General features: G+C 68.8%; 15 protein-coding genes and 1 tRNA gene. 9 read left to right on the top strand and 7 right to left on the bottom strand.

Features of this window, described 5'->3' with window-relative positions; genetic code table 11:
- Nucleotides 1–6 precede the first annotated feature (6 nt).
- Nucleotides 7–669 (top strand): VldE C-terminal domain-containing protein, encoded by a 663-nt coding sequence (locus BLW81_RS03705; protein WP_235632160.1) that lies wholly within the window; start codon nt 7–9, stop codon nt 667–669.
- 52 nt (nt 670–721) lie between these two features.
- Here BLW81_RS03705 and BLW81_RS03700 read toward each other — a convergent pair whose 3' ends face one another.
- The 3 genes from BLW81_RS03700 to BLW81_RS03690 all read right to left on the bottom strand — a co-directional run bounded on the left by BLW81_RS03700 (nt 722) and on the right by BLW81_RS03690 (nt 3,970).
- Nucleotides 722–2,998: an alpha/beta hydrolase family protein gene (locus BLW81_RS03700; RefSeq protein WP_157897572.1), complete on the bottom strand. Its 2,277-nt coding sequence runs from the start codon at nt 2,996–2,998 to the stop codon at nt 722–724.
- A 304-nt stretch (nt 2,999–3,302) separates the two neighbouring features.
- The gene (locus BLW81_RS03695) at nt 3,303–3,626 is read right to left on the bottom strand and encodes a hypothetical protein (protein WP_083406038.1); all 324 of its coding nucleotides are present in this window, start codon (nt 3,624–3,626) and stop codon (nt 3,303–3,305) included.
- 270 nt (nt 3,627–3,896) lie between these two features.
- A tRNA-Gly gene (locus tag BLW81_RS03690) sits at nt 3,897–3,970 on the bottom strand.
- 557 nt (nt 3,971–4,527) lie between these two features.
- On the opposite strand from BLW81_RS03690, the gene BLW81_RS03685 reads away from it, so the two are divergent.
- From BLW81_RS03685 to rfbA, 7 genes are all read left to right on the top strand, one after another.
- Nucleotides 4,528–4,860: a hypothetical protein gene (locus tag BLW81_RS03685; protein WP_083406037.1), complete on the top strand. Its 333-nt coding sequence runs from the start codon at nt 4,528–4,530 to the stop codon at nt 4,858–4,860.
- 89 nt (nt 4,861–4,949) lie between these two features.
- Nucleotides 4,950–5,519, top strand: coding sequence for a dCTP deaminase (dcd, locus tag BLW81_RS03680; protein ID WP_083406036.1), 570 nt, complete (start codon nt 4,950–4,952; stop codon nt 5,517–5,519).
- A gap of 213 nt (nt 5,520–5,732) precedes the next feature.
- The gene (locus BLW81_RS03675) at nt 5,733–7,346 is read left to right on the top strand and encodes a DUF7159 family protein (protein WP_173839572.1); all 1,614 of its coding nucleotides are present in this window, start codon (nt 5,733–5,735) and stop codon (nt 7,344–7,346) included.
- Between the two features lie 9 nt (nt 7,347–7,355).
- Nucleotides 7,356–8,699, top strand: a complete 1,344-nt coding sequence (locus tag BLW81_RS03670; protein WP_083406034.1) for a cytochrome P450 — start codon at nt 7,356–7,358, stop codon at nt 8,697–8,699.
- A gap of 36 nt (nt 8,700–8,735) precedes the next feature.
- Nucleotides 8,736–9,089: a VOC family protein gene (locus tag BLW81_RS03665; RefSeq protein ID WP_083406033.1), complete on the top strand. Its 354-nt coding sequence runs from the start codon at nt 8,736–8,738 to the stop codon at nt 9,087–9,089.
- 14 nt (nt 9,090–9,103) lie between these two features.
- Nucleotides 9,104–9,838 carry a maleylpyruvate isomerase family mycothiol-dependent enzyme gene (locus BLW81_RS03660; protein ID WP_083406032.1) on the top strand — a complete coding sequence of 245 codons (735 nt, stop codon included), beginning with the start codon at nt 9,104–9,106 and terminating at the stop codon, nt 9,836–9,838.
- A 9-nt stretch (nt 9,839–9,847) separates the two neighbouring features.
- On the top strand, nt 9,848–10,711 hold the full coding sequence (gene rfbA, locus BLW81_RS03655) for a glucose-1-phosphate thymidylyltransferase RfbA (RefSeq protein WP_083406031.1): 864 nt from the start codon (nt 9,848–9,850) through the stop codon (nt 10,709–10,711).
- On the opposite strand, the gene BLW81_RS03650 is transcribed toward rfbA, so the two are convergent.
- The 4 genes from BLW81_RS03650 to BLW81_RS03635 all read right to left on the bottom strand — a co-directional run bounded on the left by BLW81_RS03650 (nt 10,665) and on the right by BLW81_RS03635 (nt 17,893).
- Nucleotides 10,665–11,927, bottom strand: coding sequence for a YibE/F family protein (locus BLW81_RS03650; protein ID WP_083406030.1), 1,263 nt, complete (start codon nt 11,925–11,927; stop codon nt 10,665–10,667). The two genes, rfbA and BLW81_RS03650, sit on opposite strands and share 47 nt — an antisense overlap.
- A 36-nt stretch (nt 11,928–11,963) precedes the next feature.
- Nucleotides 11,964–13,235, bottom strand: coding sequence for a pyridoxal phosphate-dependent aminotransferase (locus BLW81_RS03645; protein WP_083406029.1), 1,272 nt, complete (start codon nt 13,233–13,235; stop codon nt 11,964–11,966).
- Nucleotides 13,236–13,283: 48 nt separating this feature from the next.
- Nucleotides 13,284–16,325 carry a heterodisulfide reductase-related iron-sulfur binding cluster gene (locus BLW81_RS03640; protein ID WP_083406028.1) on the bottom strand — a complete coding sequence of 1,014 codons (3,042 nt, stop codon included), beginning with the start codon at nt 16,323–16,325 and terminating at the stop codon, nt 13,284–13,286.
- A gap of 125 nt (nt 16,326–16,450) precedes the next feature.
- Entirely contained in the window at nt 16,451–17,893 is a 1,443-nt protein-coding gene (locus BLW81_RS03635) for an Hsp70 family protein (protein ID WP_157897571.1), read from the bottom strand.
- 113 nt (nt 17,894–18,006) lie between these two features.
- Here BLW81_RS03635 and BLW81_RS29215 point away from each other — a divergent pair, with 113 nt between their 5' ends.
- Nucleotides 18,007–18,147 (top strand): hypothetical protein, encoded by a 141-nt coding sequence (locus tag BLW81_RS29215; protein ID WP_157897570.1) that lies wholly within the window; start codon nt 18,007–18,009, stop codon nt 18,145–18,147.
- Nucleotides 18,148–18,241 lie beyond the last annotated feature (94 nt).

The following is an 18,241-nucleotide window of genomic DNA, read 5'->3' as shown; positions in this document are numbered from 1 at the left end:
GTTTTCGTGGGACGGCATTCCTTAGCCAAGAAGCGACGCACGTCGCCGATGGGCGTGGCTGCAGTCATCGCGCCGGCCGCCGTTTTTTTCGCGGTCGGCGGGGACGTTCATCTGACTGCACGGCCTGCGCCCGAGAGCGAGCCGGTGATCGTCGAGGACACCACGCCCTGCTGCATGGAGATCGTGGCGGCAGCGGCGTCGACAGCGGGACCGTCGATCGGTCAGGCCAGCCTGGCCGCGGCGCCCGACCGCATGGTCGCCGCGTCGCGGTACCGCACGGTCGACCGGTCGCTCCCGGTCGGCATGGCCCCGGAGAACGGGCTGCAGGTCAAGACCATCCTGGCCTCACGCGCGATCAGCGAGGCGTTTCCGGAGATCAGCAGTATCGGCGGCGTGCGAGCCGACGCGTTGCGCTGGCACCCCAACGGGTTGGCCCTCGACGTGATGATCCCCAACCCGAGTAGCTCCGCGGGAATCGCGCTGGGCAACGAGATCGTCTCGTACGCCCTGCGGAACGCCAAGCGGTTCGGGTTGCAGGACGCGATCTGGCGCGGCGTCTATTACACGCCGGGTGGTGCGCAGCGCGGCGGCTACGGCCATTACGACCACGTGCACATCACCACGACCGGCGGGGGCTATCCGACCGGGAACGAGATCTACTTCCGCTGAGCAACCAAACAGCCCCGACACCTGAGGTGCCGGGGCTGCTTGATGCTTCGGCTCAGGCCGCCGCGTCGCCGGACGCGTTCGAGTCGTTGCCGCCGTTGTCGTCGGCGCCTTGCTCGCCGCCGTCCTGGCCCGCGGGATTCGCGGGCGCGGTCGGGTTGGTGTCGGCAGAACCGGTCGCGTCTTCGTTATCTTCTTCCGGGCTCTGCACAGAGGTGATCGGCTCCGTGACCTTGTTGAGCACCGGACGCTTCTTCGGTGTCGTCGGCGTCGTCGCCTCTGCGGCGGGCTCAGTCGGTTCTGCGACCGGCTGCGGGGTTGTCGTCGACGCCGTGCGCTTCGCGACCGGCTCCTGCGGTTGCGGATCCGGAGTCGACACCGTGATCGACTCGCCGCTGTCCGTCGACGGAAGCGAATTCGCCGCCAGCAGGTTGGACTCCGACTCCGGTTCCGACTGCAGTTCCGGTGCCGGCTGCGGCGCGCTCGGCACGCCCAGCAGGCGCAGCAGCGCAGCGATCGGATTGGCCTGCGGATCCGACGGTGCGTTGACGCCGGGGATGCCGCCGTTGAAGAACTCCTGCTGGATTCCCGTCACCAAGGCGCTCAAGACGTCCGCGGGAACCCGGCTCCAGTCGATGTTGGTCGGCAGGGTGCCGAACGGCACACCGCCGGTGTCGGCCCCTGTGCCGCCGTCGGTCAACGTCCGCACATATCCGTTCTCCTGATCGACATCGGTGTAGCCGAGGTTTGTCAGGATCCGCAGCGCGGGCTCGAGCGCGTCGGCGAACGGGTTGCTGAAGTTCTGTCCGGTCGCGAGGTTGAGGAAATCGACCGGCAGCCGGAACGGTTCGAGGATCGGCAAAGCGTTGGACCGGAACGTCAGATACCGGTTGAGCGCCGTGTACCCCTCCTCGGGGATCTCGATGCCGTCGGGCAGCAGACCGCCGGCGAGGTCGAGCAGGGTGTCGCGGCTCAGGCTGATCGGCAGCGTCAGGCTTCCGAAATCGACGTCGACGGTGACGCCGTCCCCGATGGCCGCCGACAGCACGTTGCCGAGCACCGCGTTCAACACCGGGTCGAGCACCGGCCCCAGGGCGGCCTCGAGGTCGTCGAGGTTGAGCTCGGTGCCGCGCAGGATGTAGGTCGGGAACGCGAACGCTGCCAACGAGTTTGCGAGCGAGAACGCGTTCGGCCACACCGGGAAGTCCGACACCGGGTCGTACTCGACCGTCGCGTCCAGCTTGATCGGGACGAGAACGGCGCCGCCGTCCTGGGCCACCTGACCGTCGGGCGTGACGGTGTTGAGCCCGATGAGGTCGAAGAACGGTGCGAACCTGGCGGCGATTCCGCCGTTGGCACGGCCCGGATTTCGGAGCAGGATCATCGGCAGGATCGTGAGGCTCGATCCGGCTTCGGCACCCTCGGCGGTGCCGCCGGGTTGGTTGGGCAGGTCCGCCACGAGCTGTGAGTACGCCGAACCGGCCGAGAGCGCGCCCATGCCGAACGCGATGACCACCGGGATGCGAAGGTTCTCCAGGTTGACCGGGACCGTCGCGGTGGCGTTGAGGGTGATCGTCGGCGAGATATTGCGAACAGCGTTGAGCGCGAAGTTGGTACGGCACGCCGTGTTCGACGACGAGCACCCGCCGCCGCCGAGCCACGTCGGCAGCGTGGCTGCCGCGTAGGCCGCGCTGTAGGCGACCGAATACGCGGGGTTGTCGATCGTTTGCGACACCGGCGCGCTGATCTCGGTGTTGATGTCACCGTACGGAGTGCTGTTGATCGCTTCGGCGATGGTGTCGGGAAAACCGGGCGCCCAGTAGGGATTCAAGCCGAAGGCCGAAAGCGCGCCGAACGGTCCACCCGTCGTGATCACCTTGAGCGGGAGGTCGATCTCCTGACCACCGAAGTTGAAGCTCGTCGGAATCGGCAGCAGCGTATCGAGGCTGGGAATGTTGAGCCCGAGGCCCGCGAGCGCGCCGCTGAAGTCCAGGGAGCGCAGGAACGCGATGTTGTCGTCGCTGCCGAGGGCGGCGAGCAGCTGGGGGCCCAGCTGTTCCAGGCCCGGGACGAGCGCCTTCAGTTCATCGGGGAACTGGGTCGGCGGCTTGCCTTCGGCGTACGCACGCAGCACGTCGGTCAGCGCGGTGGCCAGCGCCGCCAGATCCACATCGGTCGTTGTCGGGGATGCGGCCGCGCCGTGGAACGGAATCGCCGCCGCGGTGGCGGACGGCGCAGCCAGACCGACGGTCAATGCGGTCGCGGTGGCGGCCGCGCCGGCGACGAGTCCGGCCTTCTTGACGTGCTTGCGGACCCTCTTCTTCGATGGCACGTTTCCTCCGTGAATACGCGTCGTGACGACGTTGTTGTCGCTACCGTCAATTTTCAGCAACCGATGCTTAGTGCAGCGAGTTGACGATGGGCTGTCGCCTACTTGGTTGCTGCCAATCTACTTGCGGAATTAAGTAATAGCAGTGACGTCTGCGTTTGTCCATCACCGCTCTTGTTAACCGTTTGCGACTGCCCGGCATGTCCGAGGCTGTCCAGACGATTGATCATGGTAGGAGCTAATTTCTTCGGCAAGAATGAGGACAGCCCCGATGCCGAAGGGCATCGGGGCTGTCTGGTTTCGACCGTTAGCAGGCGAGCGTGACGAGCGCGGTCTTGTTCGTCACCGTGGTGGCGATGTTGGGCCCGGGCGTGCCGAGCAGGTGACCCGGTACGCCGGAGTCGGTCCGTGAGTAGGTCTGGCCGGGGCGTACCTCGGTCACGGTGCACTGATCGATCGCGCCGGTGCCGGTGCGGCTGATGATGACGTTGTAGCCGTCGGCGCGCAGCTTGTTCAAGGTCTGATCGGCCGGGCCGGCCCCGCTGGGAGCAGCGGCGGCTCCGGCGGCGGTGGCGAGCGCAAGACCTGTGGTCGCGGCGATCGTGGCAACGGTGGCGGCGAGTCTCTTCATCGTCAATCTCCCTCTCTTCGTGGCGTTTCGCTGCCCTCCGGCCGGGTCGCAACACAAACAGACCCGGCGGTTGAAACCGCCGGGCCTGAAGTCGAGTGCGAGTTTTCGACCAGGACTCAGTTACTTCAACGACCTGCGCCACGGGTTATTCCAAGTGGCTCGTAATCGCGTCAGGCGCTTGCCGGCATCGCCCGGCATCGCTCAGTGCCGGGGTCTGTAGGGCCCGACGAGATTCTTCGCGAATCCTCGCGCGAAGGGGTCGATGCGACGTGGAGCCGGTGACGGGAATCGAACCCGCGTATTCAGCTTGGGAAGCTGATGTTCTGCCATTGAACTACACCGGCTAGTTCGATCACGAAGGCTAACATCCGCGCGCCGTCGGTTGCGTTGTCGCGGTACGTCTGGCGCCGCCTCGATTCCTGTTGAATTTGCTGGATAAGGCGTAATTAACTGTTACGTAAATAGCGCAGCAATGAATCCGATCGTCCATGCGAACGCGCGCTCCTCCAAAAGCGAGTCGGCGACTTCCCGCTTCCAGCCAACTGACCTGCGAACTGTAACGCCGTCGCGGGCTCGAACGAAAAGGCTCTATCGCCGAGCGACTCAGGCGCGCGGGTCGACTGTTTGGCTACGGTAAAAATCACGATCAACAGCACATATCGCGCTATCGCAACGCAACCACTAGCCCCGGCGCGGCGGTCTGCTGGCCGATGTGATATTGATAGAGGGCTCGTCAAACTGATATTCAGCCCGTAGTCCAGCTAACAGCTAGCGGCGGTACCCACTATCCGCGTCAATAAACATTGTGACGTGTTAAACACTTCACAGGCAATCGACTTCACATTCGACAGAACCCGAGTTATCTTTTTGCTGTCGGGATCATTGATTTGGGAGGACCCTCATGAAATTCACACTCCGCGCAACTGTGGCCAGCGGCATCGCGATCGCCGGTGCGGCTCTGATCGGTGTTCTCGCACCGGCCGCCCACGCCGACGAAGGCGATGCGGGCGACTTCGGCAAGTGGGTCGTCGGCAGCACCGGTGATCTGGTGCAGTTCGGTATCGGCAGCACCGGGGATCTGACGAAGTTCGGCGTCGGCGGCACCGGCGACCTCGGCAAGTTCGGCCTCGGCGGCCTCGGCGACCTGACCCAGTTCGGCGCCGGCCAGACCGGCAAGGCGATCCAGGGCGGGCTCGGCGCCATCGGCGGCGGCCTGAGCGGCTTCGGCCGGTAGTAACTCGCACGAAGTCCCCCAGCGCACCACGCGGTGCTCTGGGGGACTTCGGCGTCTGATGCGCCGTCGGCGACCGTTACGCTCGTCGCGTGCTGCTCTCCGACCGCGACATCCGCGCCGAGATCGCCGCCGAACGCCTGAGCCTCGAGCCGTTCGACGACACCCTGGTCCAGCCGTCCAGCATCGACGTGCGACTGGACAACCTGTTCCGGGTCTTCAACAACACCCGCTACACCCACATCGACCCCGCCAAGCAGCAGGACGAGCTGACCACGCTGGTGCAGCCGGACGAGGGGGAGCCGTTCGTATTGCATCCGGGCGAGTTCGTGCTCGGCTCGACGCTCGAGCTGTGCACGCTGCCCGATGATCTCGCGGGCCGCCTGGAAGGAAAGTCCTCGCTCGGCCGGCTGGGCCTGCTGACCCACTCCACCGCCGGCTTCATCGACCCCGGCTTCTCCGGCCACATCACCCTCGAGCTGTCCAATGTGGCCAACCTGCCGATCACCCTGTGGCCGGGCATGAAGATCGGCCAGCTCTGCCTGCTCCGGCTCACCAGCCCTGCCGAGCACCCCTACGGCAGCGCGCGTGCCGGCTCCAAATATCAGGGCCAGCGCGGGCCGACGCCGTCGCGGTCGTACCAGAACTTCATCAAGTCCTGAGCCTCCTACGGTTCCTTGAACGGTCCGGCGCGGTCGGTCGTTGACACGAGTAGGGTCGAGATGTCGGCGTCGGCGGCACCCATGCCGTAGCAAATTCCGGTCGGGGTGTAACGCCCGTGCTGGCCAGGACGATTTATTACTAGTCGCCGGCTTGTGCGGAGCGCCGTGCGCGGCGGCGAACTGAACCAGGCAGCAAACACTTTGGAGGGGTCAGTGGACATCGTTCTTGGTGTGTCGATGACACCGACGACGGTCCGCATGGTGCTGGTCGAGGGCGAGAAGGCCGATGGCGCGACGGTCGACCACGACGTGTTCGACGTCGGCGGTGGCGACCAGTCGGCAACGTCGGTCGCCGGCCAGGTCGTCGACGCCGTGCTCGGCACCAAGGAGAGCGCCGATGCCGGGGGCCACGACCTCAAGGCCATCGGCGTCACGTGGAGCGATCACGCCGAGGCAGCCCAGCTACGCGACACTCTGACAGCGCGCGGCATCGACGACGTCATGCTGGTCTCCGACGGCCACGCCGCGGCCGCGCTGGCGCAGGCGGTCGGCCGCGCCGTCGGCTACGCCACCACCGCTCTGCTGTTCATCGACCGCGACACCGCGACGCTGTCGGTGGTGCAGACCGACGACGGCTCGGTGGTCAAGGTGCTCAGCCGTTCCCTGCACAGCGAGGACGCGATGGCCGTGCTCGCCGAGATGGCCGCGGCCGTGGCCGCCCAGGACGCGCCGCCGCAGGGCATGTTCGTCGTCGGCTCCGGCGTCGACGTCAGCTCGGTGAAGAGCCACCTCGCCGACCTGGTGAGCCTGCCCGTGCATGCGCCCGACGAACCCGAGATGGCGCTCGCGCGCGGCGCCGCGCTCGCCGCGGCCCACGCCCCGGCGTTCGAGGCCTCGACCGTCGGGCTGGCGTACTCGCAGGACCCCGACGGAACCACCGCGGGCTCCGTCTACGCCGGGCTGGCCGCGGCCGAGACCCAACTCGCGCCCGTCGGCGGGGACGGCGCATACGCTGCCGCCTTCGAACCCCGCACCGACCTGTCCCCGGCGCCTGCCGAGGACCGTAAGCCGTTCCTGCTCGTCGGCAGCGCGCTGACGTCGATCTTCGTCGTCGGCGTTGTGGCGCTGGTGATTTCGCTGGCGGTCAGCATCCGGCCCACCGCCGATCAGCGGCCCAGCCCCGGCCAGAGTGCGATCGTGCCGAGTGCCGTCGCACCCGCGCCGCCGCCCGCGCCCGTCGAGCAGGCGCAGCCCGCGCAGGCACCGCCGCCGCCGCCTGTCGTGGCCGAGACCATCAAACCGCCGGTTCCCGTGGTGCAGCAGCAGCCCGCCCCGCAGGCACCGCCGCGCACCGTCTACGTGGAGGCCCCGGCGCCCGCGGCACCGCCGCCGGCACCCGCCGCGCCACCGCCACCACCGCCGGCCGCTCCCGCGCCCGCGCCGGTCGCACCCGCTCCGGTACCGGTCTTCGTGCCGCCGGTCGTCGCGCCGCCGCCGTACTACTACCCGCGGCCGCAGAACCCGTGGAACCCGTGGTCGCCGCGCCCGACCTGGACACCGCCCAAGCCGACGTGGACGCCGCCGAAGCCGACCTGGACGCCGCCCAAACCGCCGTGGTCTCCGCCGTCGCAGGAGGAGCCCGAGGCGCCCGAACCCGAAACCCCGCCGTGGCAGAACGGTCCGGGCAGCGGGTCCGGCGCTTACCCAGGATCCGGCGGATACCCCGGCAGCGGATCCGGCCGGTACGGCGACGGAGGCTCGCGTGGCGGCTACGAACGCGGAGGATCCGGCGGCGGATCGAACTGCTTCCTGATCTTCTGCAGCTAGCGAGATCACGTGGAATCAACGCGCACGGGCCGGCGGGCGGGTCCCGTCCGGCACCGGATCCGGTGGCTGGCCGTGCACGGCTTCGTGCGGGGCGCGTCGAAACTGCTTGCCCGCCGCGGAGATCCGCAGGGCCGGCTGATCGCCGATCCGGCGGTGCGGGCCGACCCGGTCGCATTCACCGAGGAACTGCGGGCACGCGGACCGATCGTGCGGGCCGCCGCCGTGCACATGACCGTCGACCACAAGATCGCCAACGATCTGTTGCGCTCGGACGATTTTCACGTCATCGCGATGGGCTCGAACCTGCCCAAGCCGCTGCAGTGGGTGGCGAACCGCACCAGGACCGGACTGCTGCACCCGCTGGAACCGCCGTCGATGCTGTCGGTCGAGCCGCCGCAACACACCCGCTACCGCAAGCTGGTGTCGTCGGTGTTCACCACCAGAGCCGTTGCGGCGCTGAAGGATCGGGTACAGGAAACGGCGGAGACCCTGCTGGATCAACTGGCGGGCGCCGGAACCGTCGACGTCGTCGAGCGCTACTGCGCCCAGTTGCCGGTCGCCATCATCGGCGACATCCTCGGCGTGCCCGACGAAGCCCGTCCGCGCGTGCTCGAATTCGGTGAGCTGGCCGCCCCCAGCCTCGACATCGGGCTGACGTGGTCGCAGTACCGCACCGTCTACCGGGGCATCGAGGGATTCAACGACTGGCTGTCGGCACACCTGGAACAGTTGCGGCGCACTCCCGGTGACGACCTGATGAGCCAGCTCATCGCGGCCTCCGACGATGGCGCGCAACTCACGCAGCAGGAACTTCTGGCCACCGCCGGACTGGTCCTCGCGGCGGGATTCGAGACGACGGTCAACTTGCTGGGCAACGGGATTCGGCTGCTGCTCGATCAGCCCGAGCACCTCGGCACGCTCGCGGCCCGCCCGGAACTGTGGCCGACCGCCGTCGAGGAGATCCTGCGCCTCGACCCGCCGGTGCAGCTCACCGCGCGAATCGCGAAGGTGGACACCGAGATCGACGGTCACCTCGTGCGCGCGGGTGAAGGGGTGATCCTGTACGTCGCGGGCGCCAACCGGGACCCGAAGGTGTTCGCCGACCCGCACCGGTTCGACCTCGAACGCGAAAATGCCGGCAAGCACCTGTCGTTCTCCGGTGGCAGGCACTTCTGCCTCGGGGCGGCGCTGGCCCGCGCCGAGGGCGAGGTCGGGTTGCGCACGTTCTTCGAGCGCTTTCCCGACGCGAAGCTGGCCGGCGACGGCAGCCGGCGCGAAACCCGGGTGCTGCGCGGCTGGTCGTCGCTGCCGATCGAGCTCGGCAGCCGCGCGGCGGTGAGTGCGCGGCCCTGAGGCGGTCTGTACCTCCGAGACGAAACGGAGGATTCGATGACGATCGAACACGTGCTGGCCGTCGTACCGGTCGCCGACATCGAGGTCAGCAGCCGCTTCTACACCGACCTGTTCGGTAGGGCGCCCGACAACACCCCGATGCCGACGCTGGTCGAATGGCAGGTCCGCCCGGGCGCCTGGGTGCAGGTGTTCTGCGACGCCGAACGCGCCGGTCGCGGACTGCTCAACCTCGCCGTCGACGACCTCGACGTCCACCTAGCCGAACTGCGTGAGCGCGGCCTGGCGCCCGGCGAGATCGTCGAAGCCAACAAGGGCGTGCGCCTGGCGAGGGTCGAAGATCCGGACGGCAACGAGATCACGATTATCGGAGGCTTTCGCGTCGAGTATTGAGTAGGTTCGCAGACGTGGATTTCCGAGCGGCGCTGCTCGACCAGACCCGATCCTTCGGTGAGCTGATCCGCAGTGCAGACCCCTCAACACCCGTACCGACCTGCCCCGACTGGACATTCAAACACCTGTTCCGCCACGTCGGCCGCGGAAGCCGTTGGGCCGCACAGATCATCGCCGAACAGCGCATCGCCGAGCTGGATCCCCGCGAGGTGCGCGACGGTAAACCGCCCGAGGACCCCGACGCCGCCACCGACTGGCTGATCGAGGGCGCGCAGCTGATCATCGACGCTGTCGACCGGGTCGGTGCCGCGGCCCGGGTGTGGACCTTCCGCGGCCCCCGCCCGGCGGGCTGGTGGATCCGCAGGCGGTTGCACGAGGTCGAGGTGCACCGCGCCGACGCGGCGCTGGCCCTCGGCATCAAATACGACCCGCCGCCGGATCTGGCCGCCGACGCGATCAGCGAGTGGGTGGAACTGGTGGCACGCCCCGGCGCGCTGGACCGCGGCCGCAGCCTGCACATGCACGCCCTCGACGACGGCCTGGGGCCCACCGGTGAGTGGACGATCGTGCACGACGAGGACGGCGTCTGGTGGTCGCACAACCACAGCAAGGCCGACGCCGCGCTGCGCGGCTCCGCGACCGACCTGCTGCTGGCGCTGACCCGCCGGCGCACGGCCGCCGACCTCGGTGTCGAAGTGCTCGGCGACGCGGCGGTGTGGGACGGCTGGCTGGAGCGCACGGCCTTTTAGGCTGACGGCATGCGCGGCATCATCCTGGCCGGCGGCGCGGGCACCCGGCTGTACCCCATCACCATGGGCGTCAGCAAGCAGCTGGTCCCCGTGTACGACAAGCCGATGATCTACTACCCGCTGTCCACGCTGATGATGGCCGGCATCCGCGACATCCAGATCATCACCACCGAGCAGGACGCCGCGGCGTTTCACCGCCTGCTCGGCGACGGGTCGGTTTTCGGCATCGACCTGAGCTATGCGGTGCAGCAGCGGCCGGACGGTCTAGCGCAGGCGTTCGTGATCGGCGCCGACCACATCGGCACCGACTCGGTGGCGTTGGTGTTGGGCGACAACATCTTCTACGGCCCCGGTCTGGGCACCAGCCTGAGCCGGTTCCAAAACGTCGACGGCGGAGCGATTTTCGCGTACTGGGTGTCCAACCCGTCGGCCTACGGTGTGGTCGAGTTCGGTGCCGACGGCACGGCGCTGTCGTTGGAGGAGAAACCCGCCACGCCCAAATCGCACTACGCCGTGCCGGGCCTGTACTTCTACGACAACGATGTGGTGGAGATCGCCCGTTCGCTCAAGCCGTCGGCCCGTGGTGAATACGAGATCACCGAGGTCAATCAGACGTACCTCAACCAGGGCAGGCTGCGGGTGGAGGTGCTCGCCCGCGGCACCGCCTGGCTGGACACCGGCACGTTCGACTCGCTGCTGGACGCCAGCGACTACGTGCGCACGATCGAGCGCCGGCAGGGACTCAAGATCAGCGTGCCCGAGGAGGTCGCCTGGCGGGTCGGGTTCATCGACGACGCCCAGCTGGCCGCCCGCGGCCAGGCGCTGCTCAAGTCCGGCTACGGCCGCTATCTGCTGGAGCTGTTGGAACGCTAGGCGTCGCCAGCACCGCGGCGATCCCCGTCGTCAGCGGCACCGACAGCGCCAGTGCGATACCGCCGACCGCGGACCGGGCGATCTCGATGGCCACGCTCTCGCCGGTCAGCACGTCACCCAGCGAGCGGTTGGCGACGCTGAACAACAGCAGCAGCGGCAACGCGGTGCCCGCATAGGCCAGCACCAGCGTGTAGACGGTCGACGCGATGTGGTCGCGGCCCACGCGCATCGCGCCGACGAACACCTGCCGGCGCGACGCCCCGTCGCCCAGCGCGGCCAACTCGAACGCCGCAGACGCCTGCGTGACGGTCACGTCGTTGAGCACGCCGAGCGAGCCGATGATGAACCCCGCCAGCAGCATGCCGGTGATCGACACGTTGCCCAGGTAGGCCGCGACCTCGTTGTTCTGGTCCTCCGAGAGGCCGGTCAGGTGGGTGAATTCGATTGCCGCCCAGCTCAACACCGCCGCCAGCAGCAGCGACGCGAGGGTGCCCAGCAGCGCCGCGCTGGTGCGCAGACTCACCCCGTGCGCCAGATAGATGACCGCGTACAGGATCACCGCCGACGCCACCAGCGCCACCGGGACGGCCGGTGCGCCGTCGCGCAGCGCGGGCAGCAGGAACACGACCAGCACCCCGAACGCGATGACGATGCCGATCAGCGCGCGCAGCCCGCGCCACCGGGCGACGGCCACGACCACCACCGCGAAGACGAGGGCGAACGCGGCCAGCGGCCACGTCCGTTCGAAGTCGTAGAAGGCGTAGGTGGTGGTGCCCGCGTCGTCGACCTGCCGGCTGATGCGGATGTCGTCGCCGACCGCCAGGCTGGGCTGCCCGGGGCCGACGCCGATCTCCAGCAGGGTGTTGGCGCCCTTGTTCGGCCCGGTGTCGATCGCGACGAGGGACTGCACGCACGGCGCGCCTTCGCCCTGGGCGGGCAGGGGGTCGGCGGTGAGCACCTCGCCCGCCGACGGGCTCCCACACGTCGCGCCTGTGCTGGACAGCACATGGCCGGTCTCGGTGGTCACCGCGCCACCCGCCGCGTTCTGGAACGGCAGCGGAATGTCGGCCTTCTCTCCGCTGGGCCACAGCAGCGCGGCGCCGATCAGCACGGCCACCCCGATCGCCACGAGCAGACCGACGACGACCCTGGCGGCCAGCGGGCCCAGCGGTGACGGGCCGCTCAGCGAGTGGGAGTGCGAGTGCGAGTGGGTCACCCGGCCAGGGTAGAGGCAGCCCGAGAGGGGGCGGGGCTACTGGCGGTAGCTGACCAGGAAGTTGCCGAGCCGCTCGATGGCGTTGGCCAGATCGCGCGCCCACGGCAGGGTCACGATGCGCAGGTGATCCGGTGTCGGCCAGTTGAACCCGGTGCCCTGGGTGACGAGGATCTTCTCCTGCAGGAGCAGGTCGAGCACCAGCTGCTCGTCGTCGACGATGTCGTAGACCTCGGGGTCGAGCCGCGGGAACGCATACAGCGCGCCCTGCGGTTTGACGCACGACACCCCGGGGATCTCGTTGAGCTGCTGCCACGCGACGTCGCGCTGCTCGAGCAGCCGGCCACCCGGCAGCACCAGGTCCTCGATGCTCTGATATCCGCCGAGGGCGACCTGAATCGCATGCTGGGCAGGCACATTCGGGCACAACCGCATATTCGCGAGCAGGCTGATGCCCTCGATGAAGCTGGCGGCGTGCTCCTTGGGGCCGGTGATCACCAGCCAACCCGCGCGATATCCGGCGACCCGGTAGGCCTTGGACAGGCCGTTGAAGGTCAGCGTCAGCACGTCCGGCGCCACCGACGCCATCGAGATGTGCTCGGCATCATCGTAGAGGATCTTGTCGTAGATCTCGTCGGCGAGCAGCATCAGCTGATGCTTGCGCGCCAATTCGGCGATCTGCTCGAGGTTTTCGCGGGTGTACACCGCACCCGTCGGGTTGTTCGGGTTGATCACCACCAACGCCTTGGTGCGGTCGGTGATCTTGGACTCGAGGTCGGCGATGTCGGGCTGCCAGCCCTGGGTCTCGTCACACAGGTAATGCACCGGGGTGCCGCCGGCCAGCGACGTCGACGCGGTCCACAGCGGATAGTCAGGCGCCGGGATCAGTACCTGGTCGCCGTTGTCGAGCAGCGCCTGCAGCGTCATCGTGATCAGCTCGGAGACCCCGTTGCCGAGGTACACGTCGTCGACGTCGAAACGCGGGAATCCGTCGACCAGTTCGTAGCGGGTGAACACCGCCCGGCGCGCCGGCATGATGCCCTTGGAATCCGAGTAGCCCTGGGCGTAGGGCAGCGCCTGGATGATGTCGCGCATGATCACGTCCGGCGCCTCGAAGCCGAACGGCGCGGGATTGCCGATGTTCAGCTTGAGGATGCGATGACCCTCGGCCTCCAGTCGCGACGCGTGCTCGTGCACGGGCCCGCGGATCTCGTAGAGCACGTCCTGCAGCTTCGATGACTGCGTGAACGTGCGCGGTCGCGGATGCCCGGTCGCATGGAACGGCACGTGGTGGGTCGTCACATCCTCCATAGTCTCACCGTTGTCCAACGATTAAGGCTGATCGCCGGACAACGCCTCTCAGCGCTTACCTGGTGGGCGGGCACCCTTGGCGATACCCAGACCCTTGACCGGCGGAGCCGCCGGCTTGTCCTCGGCGGATGCCGAAGGCGCACTGTCAGATTCGCCGTTGTCTGCCGGTTCAGGCTGTGCCGCAGCGGGTTTCGGTGCCGTAGCTTTCTGTGGTGCCTTCTTGGCTCCCGGCCGGCGGGCGCCGGGAGCGATGCCGAGCCCCTTCACCTCGGGCTCGGGCTTGGCGTCCAAGCCTCGGTCCGAATCCGCGGTGTCGGTCTTCTCACCCGCCACCGCCTGGTCCGGATCGACGTTCGGCGGCTGGGTGACCGTGGCCTCGCCCTCGTTCGGGGCCGCCTTGGCGGGCGCCTTCTTGGCGCCGGGGCGCTTGGCTCCGGCCGCGATGCCGAGCCCCTTGACCTCGGGCTCCGGCTTGGCTTCGGGAGTGGGCTCCGCAGCGGGCGCCGCCTGTGCCGCGGGGGCGGCCTTCTTGGCGCCGGGCCGCTTGGCTCCGGCCGCGATGCCGAGACCCTTCGCGGGAGGTGCTGCGGCGGCGGGCTTTTCGTCGGCGGCGGGAGCGGCCGCGGCGGGGGCGGCAGACTTCTTCGCGCCGGGGCGCTTGGCCCCGCCCGCGATGCCGAGGCCCTTGACCGGCTTGGTCTCGGTGGCCTGCGCCGCCTCAGCCTTGGGTTCCGGTTCGGCCTGCGGCTCGGGCTCGGCTTCGGCGGGCGCCTCCTTCGCAGGCGCTTCCGCAGCCACCTTGGCGGCGCGTTCCTCGGCCTCCTTGGCGGCGGTGCCCTTCTCGGGCAGCGTAACGGTGCTCTTGTCCAGCGAGCCCAGCAGCAGCTGCGCCACGTCGAGCACCTCGGCCTTCTCCACCTCGCGGGCGGCCGAGACCTCGTCGACACCGTCGGTCATCATCACGCGGCAGAACGGGCACCCGGTCGCGATCGCCGAGACGCCGGTGTCCAGCGCCTCCTCGGTGCGCTCGGTGTTGACGCGCTTGCCGATGTGCTCTTCCATCCACATCCGCGCACCACCCGCACCGCAGCACAGGCCGCGGTCGGCGTGACGCGGCATCTCGGTGAGCTTCGCGCCCGACGCGCCGATCAGCTCGCGCGGCGCGGAGTACTCCTTGTTGTGCCGGCCCAGGTAGCACGGGTCGTGGTAGGTGATGTCCATCCCACCGTCGGCCGGCTTGACCGGGATCAGCTTCTTGTCGCGCACCAGCCGGTTCAGCAGCTGCGTGTGGTGCAGCACCGTGAAGTTGCCGCCGACCTGCGGGTATTCGCGGCCCAACGTGTTGAAGCAGTGCGGGCAGGTGACGACGATCTTGCGGTCGACCCGCTCGACACCCTCGAACAGCTCGTTGAGGGTCTCGACGTTCTGGGCGGCCAGCTGCTGGAACAGGAACTCGTTGCCCGAGCGGCGCGCGGAGTCGCCGTTGCAGGTCTCGCCCTCGCCGAGCACCAGGTACTTCACGCCCGCGGCGGCCAGCAGCTCGGCGACGGCCTTGGTGGTCTTCTTGGCGCGGTCCTCGTAGGCGCCCGCGCAGCCCACCCAGAACAGGTACTCGTAGCCGTCGAACGACTCGACGTCCTTGCCGTAGACCGGCACGTCGAAGTCGACCTCGTCGATCCAGTTGGTGCGGTCCTTGGCGTTCTGGCCCCAGGGGTTGCCCTTGGTCTCCAGGTTCTTGAACAGCACGCCGAGCTCGCCGGGGAACTCGGACTCCATCATCACCTGGTAGCGGCGCATGTCGACGATGTGGTCGATGTGCTCGATGTCGACCGGGCACTGTTCGACGCAGGCGCCGCAGGTGGTGCAGGACCACAGCACGTCGGGGTCGATGACGCCGCCCTGCTCCTCGGTGCCCACCAGGGGCCGGGTCGCCTGCTCGGGACCCGAGCCGAGGATCCGCTCGAAGCCGGACTCGGGGACGTGGTCGTGCGCGTGCTTCTCGGAGCTCTTCTCGCCGCGCAGTTCCTCGCCGAGGCCGCCTTCGGGGGTGTTCTCCAGCGGCGACTCCTTGTCGCCGAGGATGTAGGGCGCCTTCGCGAACAGGTGGTCGCGCAGGTTCATGATCACGAGCTTGGGGGACAGCGGCTTACCGGTGTTCCACGCCGGGCACTGCGACTGGCACCGACCACATTCGGTGCACGTGGTCATGTCGAGGTAGCCCTTCCAGGTGAAGTCCTCGATCTTGCCGCGACCGAGCACCGCGTCCTCCGCGGGATCCTCGAAGTCGACGATCTCGCCGTTGGACTCCACGGGCAGCAGCGGGCCCAGGCCGTTGGGCAGCCGCTTGAACGTGACGTTGATCGGCGCCAGGCCGATGTGCAGGTGCTTGGAGTGCAGCACGATCAGCAGGAACACCAGCATCACGCCGATGTGCAGCAGCAGCGCGATGGTCTCGATCCACGCGTTGGCGGTCTCGCCGAGCGGGCGCAGCACCCAGCCCATCAACTGCGAGAAGAACGCGCCGTTGCCGTACGGCAGGGCGTGGGTGTTGACCGCGGCGCCACGGACCAGCGCGTAGGTCCAGATGACGTTGAAAATCATGAACAGGATCAGCCACGCGCCGCCGGTGTGGGAACCGTAGAACCGGGAGTCGCGGCCGTGCTGCTTCGGCTCCTGCAGCACGCGGATGATCGCGAACGTGACGATGCCGAGCAGCACCGCGACGGCGAAGAAGTCCTGCAGGAAGCCGAGCACATCCCAGCGGCCGACGAACGGGATGTGGAAGTCGTGGTCGAAGATCAAGCCGTAGGCCTCGAGGTAGACCGACGCGAGGATGAAGAAGCCCCACATCGTGAAGAAGTGCGCGATGCCGGGGATGGACCACCGCAGCAGCCGGGTTTGCCCGAACACCTCCTCGAACTGGGTGGTGATGCGTTTGCGGAGGTCGTCTTTGCGGTTGTTCGACGGACTGGTCGGCGCCCCGGAGCGGATCAGCTTGGTCAGCCACAGCACGCGCTTGGCCGCGAAGACCAGCACAAGGGCCGTCAACCCGAGGCCGACGACGAGCCTGATCAGCATCTGCGTATCCACCGCGTGCCTCCCATGTCTAAGTTACCCAAGAGTAACTTACCGCTAGTTACCCGTCAGTAACTTTCCCTCCGGGCCAGCTCATAGTTGCATCTCGCCGGGAAACGCCGCTACGAAGGCTTACCTAACTAGCCTGCGCCACCTGGTTCGGGGTCGGCAGGCACCGTGTCGGTACCCGTCTCGGGGTCCGCCGAACCCGGGTCTGCGGGAGCCGGATTCGAGCCCTCATCGGAGCCTCCGTCGCCGGGTCCGGGGTCGACGGGCGGCGGTTCCGGGGAGGCGGGCGGCTCGGACGGCGGCTCCGACGGAGGTGTGCTGGGAGGCGTGCTCGGAGGTGTGCTGGGAGGCGTGCTCGGCGGAGTCGTAGGAGGTGTCGTTGGTGGGGTCGTCACGGGCGGTGCGGGCGGCGGGGCCGCGGGCGGCGCCGAGCTGGGCGCAGCGACAGGTGCGGGCACCGCGCGCCGCGGGGCGGGGTTCGTCCGCTGCGCCGGTTGCACGACGACCGTGGTGATGGAAGGGGCCTGCGGCGCCGGGGGTGCAGGAGTGGGAGCCGGCGCCGCAGGCGCGGGGGAGGGCGCGACCTCGGGAGTGGAGGTCGTCGCCGCTTCGATCGGGGCGGCGGTGTCGCCGCGCAGGTGCATCGCGCCGAACACAGCGGTCATGATGACCACCGCTGCCGCCGCGAGGCTGAAAAGGATCAACGGGGCGCGTCGCGGCGGTTCGGCTTCGTGCACCCAATCCTCGTGCTGGAAGGACAGTTCCGGCCGCGGTTCCGGTGCGAATTCGGGTGCGAGATCCGGCTCGGCCTCGGACCAGGCCAGCGCGCCGACGGCCGCCGTCACGGCCGCGGCGGCGGGTGCCAGCACCGTCGCGGTTTCGGGTGACGCGGCGCGGTGCGCGAGAAGCGCAGCCCCGGCCGCCGCGGTGAGGTGAGGCTCGGCCGTCGTCACCACCGGCGCACGCAGATGCTCGGAGAGCAGCTGGGTCACCAGCGGGATGCGGGCCGAGCCGCCCACAGTGGCCACGGCCGACACCGCCGCCAGCGGAACGCCGTAGCGCTCGAGCGTCTCGTCGACCGCCGCGAGCACGTCGTGAAGCGGCGCGGCGATCAGGCTTTCGAACTCGGTGCGGGTGACGCGGACGTCGGTCCGCCGGCCCGGCAGGTCGACGGCGACGGCCGTCGCGGTGTGCGCGGACAACCGCTCCTTGGCGGCGCGGCACGCGTCGCGCAAGCGGGCCAGCGACCCGACCACGGCCGTGCCGGACGGGTCGACCGCGTCGGGCAGCGAGGTCATCACGTGCGTCAGCAGGGCCCGGTCGGCGAGGTCGCCGGAGAACTCGGTGATCCGCACGGTCTCACCGACCACGGCGTGGCCGGCCGCGGCATTGACCAGGGTGATGCTGGTGCCGCTGCCGCCGAAGTCGACGAGGACGACGACGCCGCGGCCGGGCAGACCGGGTTCGGCCGAGAGCGCGGCCAGCGCGGCCGTCGCGTCGGAGACCACCGCGACCTCGTCGTGCATCTCGCGGCGCAGCCCGTCGGCGACCGACGGGCGCCAGTGCGCGGGCACGGCGATCGTCGTACCCCGTCCGACCGCGGGGTTCAGGTCGCGCAGCGCCGCGGCCAGCAGGGCCTCGGGGCGGTGCCGGGCGCCGTCGGCCGACGAGCGGCACCGGATCGCCGATGCGGTCGACGAAGCCGGACAACCGCTCCCCGTGCACGGTCAGCTCGGCCGGCCGGATCACCGCGGGCTCGCCGTCGGCGATCGCGGCGAGGTTCGTCGCACCGACCGACACGCCCAACGGCTCGGAAAATGCCTGGTGATTCCACATGCCGATGACGGTAGGGCGCGCGGTGGGCGGGCGAATCCGGTGCGAGTCCCCTCGTCGCGGCGACGGCTTAGGGGATTGCGGTTAGG

The sequence above is a fragment of the Mycolicibacterium rutilum genome (assembly GCF_900108565.1).
GTDB classification, from domain to species: domain Bacteria; phylum Actinomycetota; class Actinomycetes; order Mycobacteriales; family Mycobacteriaceae; genus Mycobacterium; species Mycobacterium rutilum.
The sequence above is the reverse complement of the archived record's forward strand: the minus strand, read 5'-3'. Positions and strand labels throughout refer to the sequence as shown.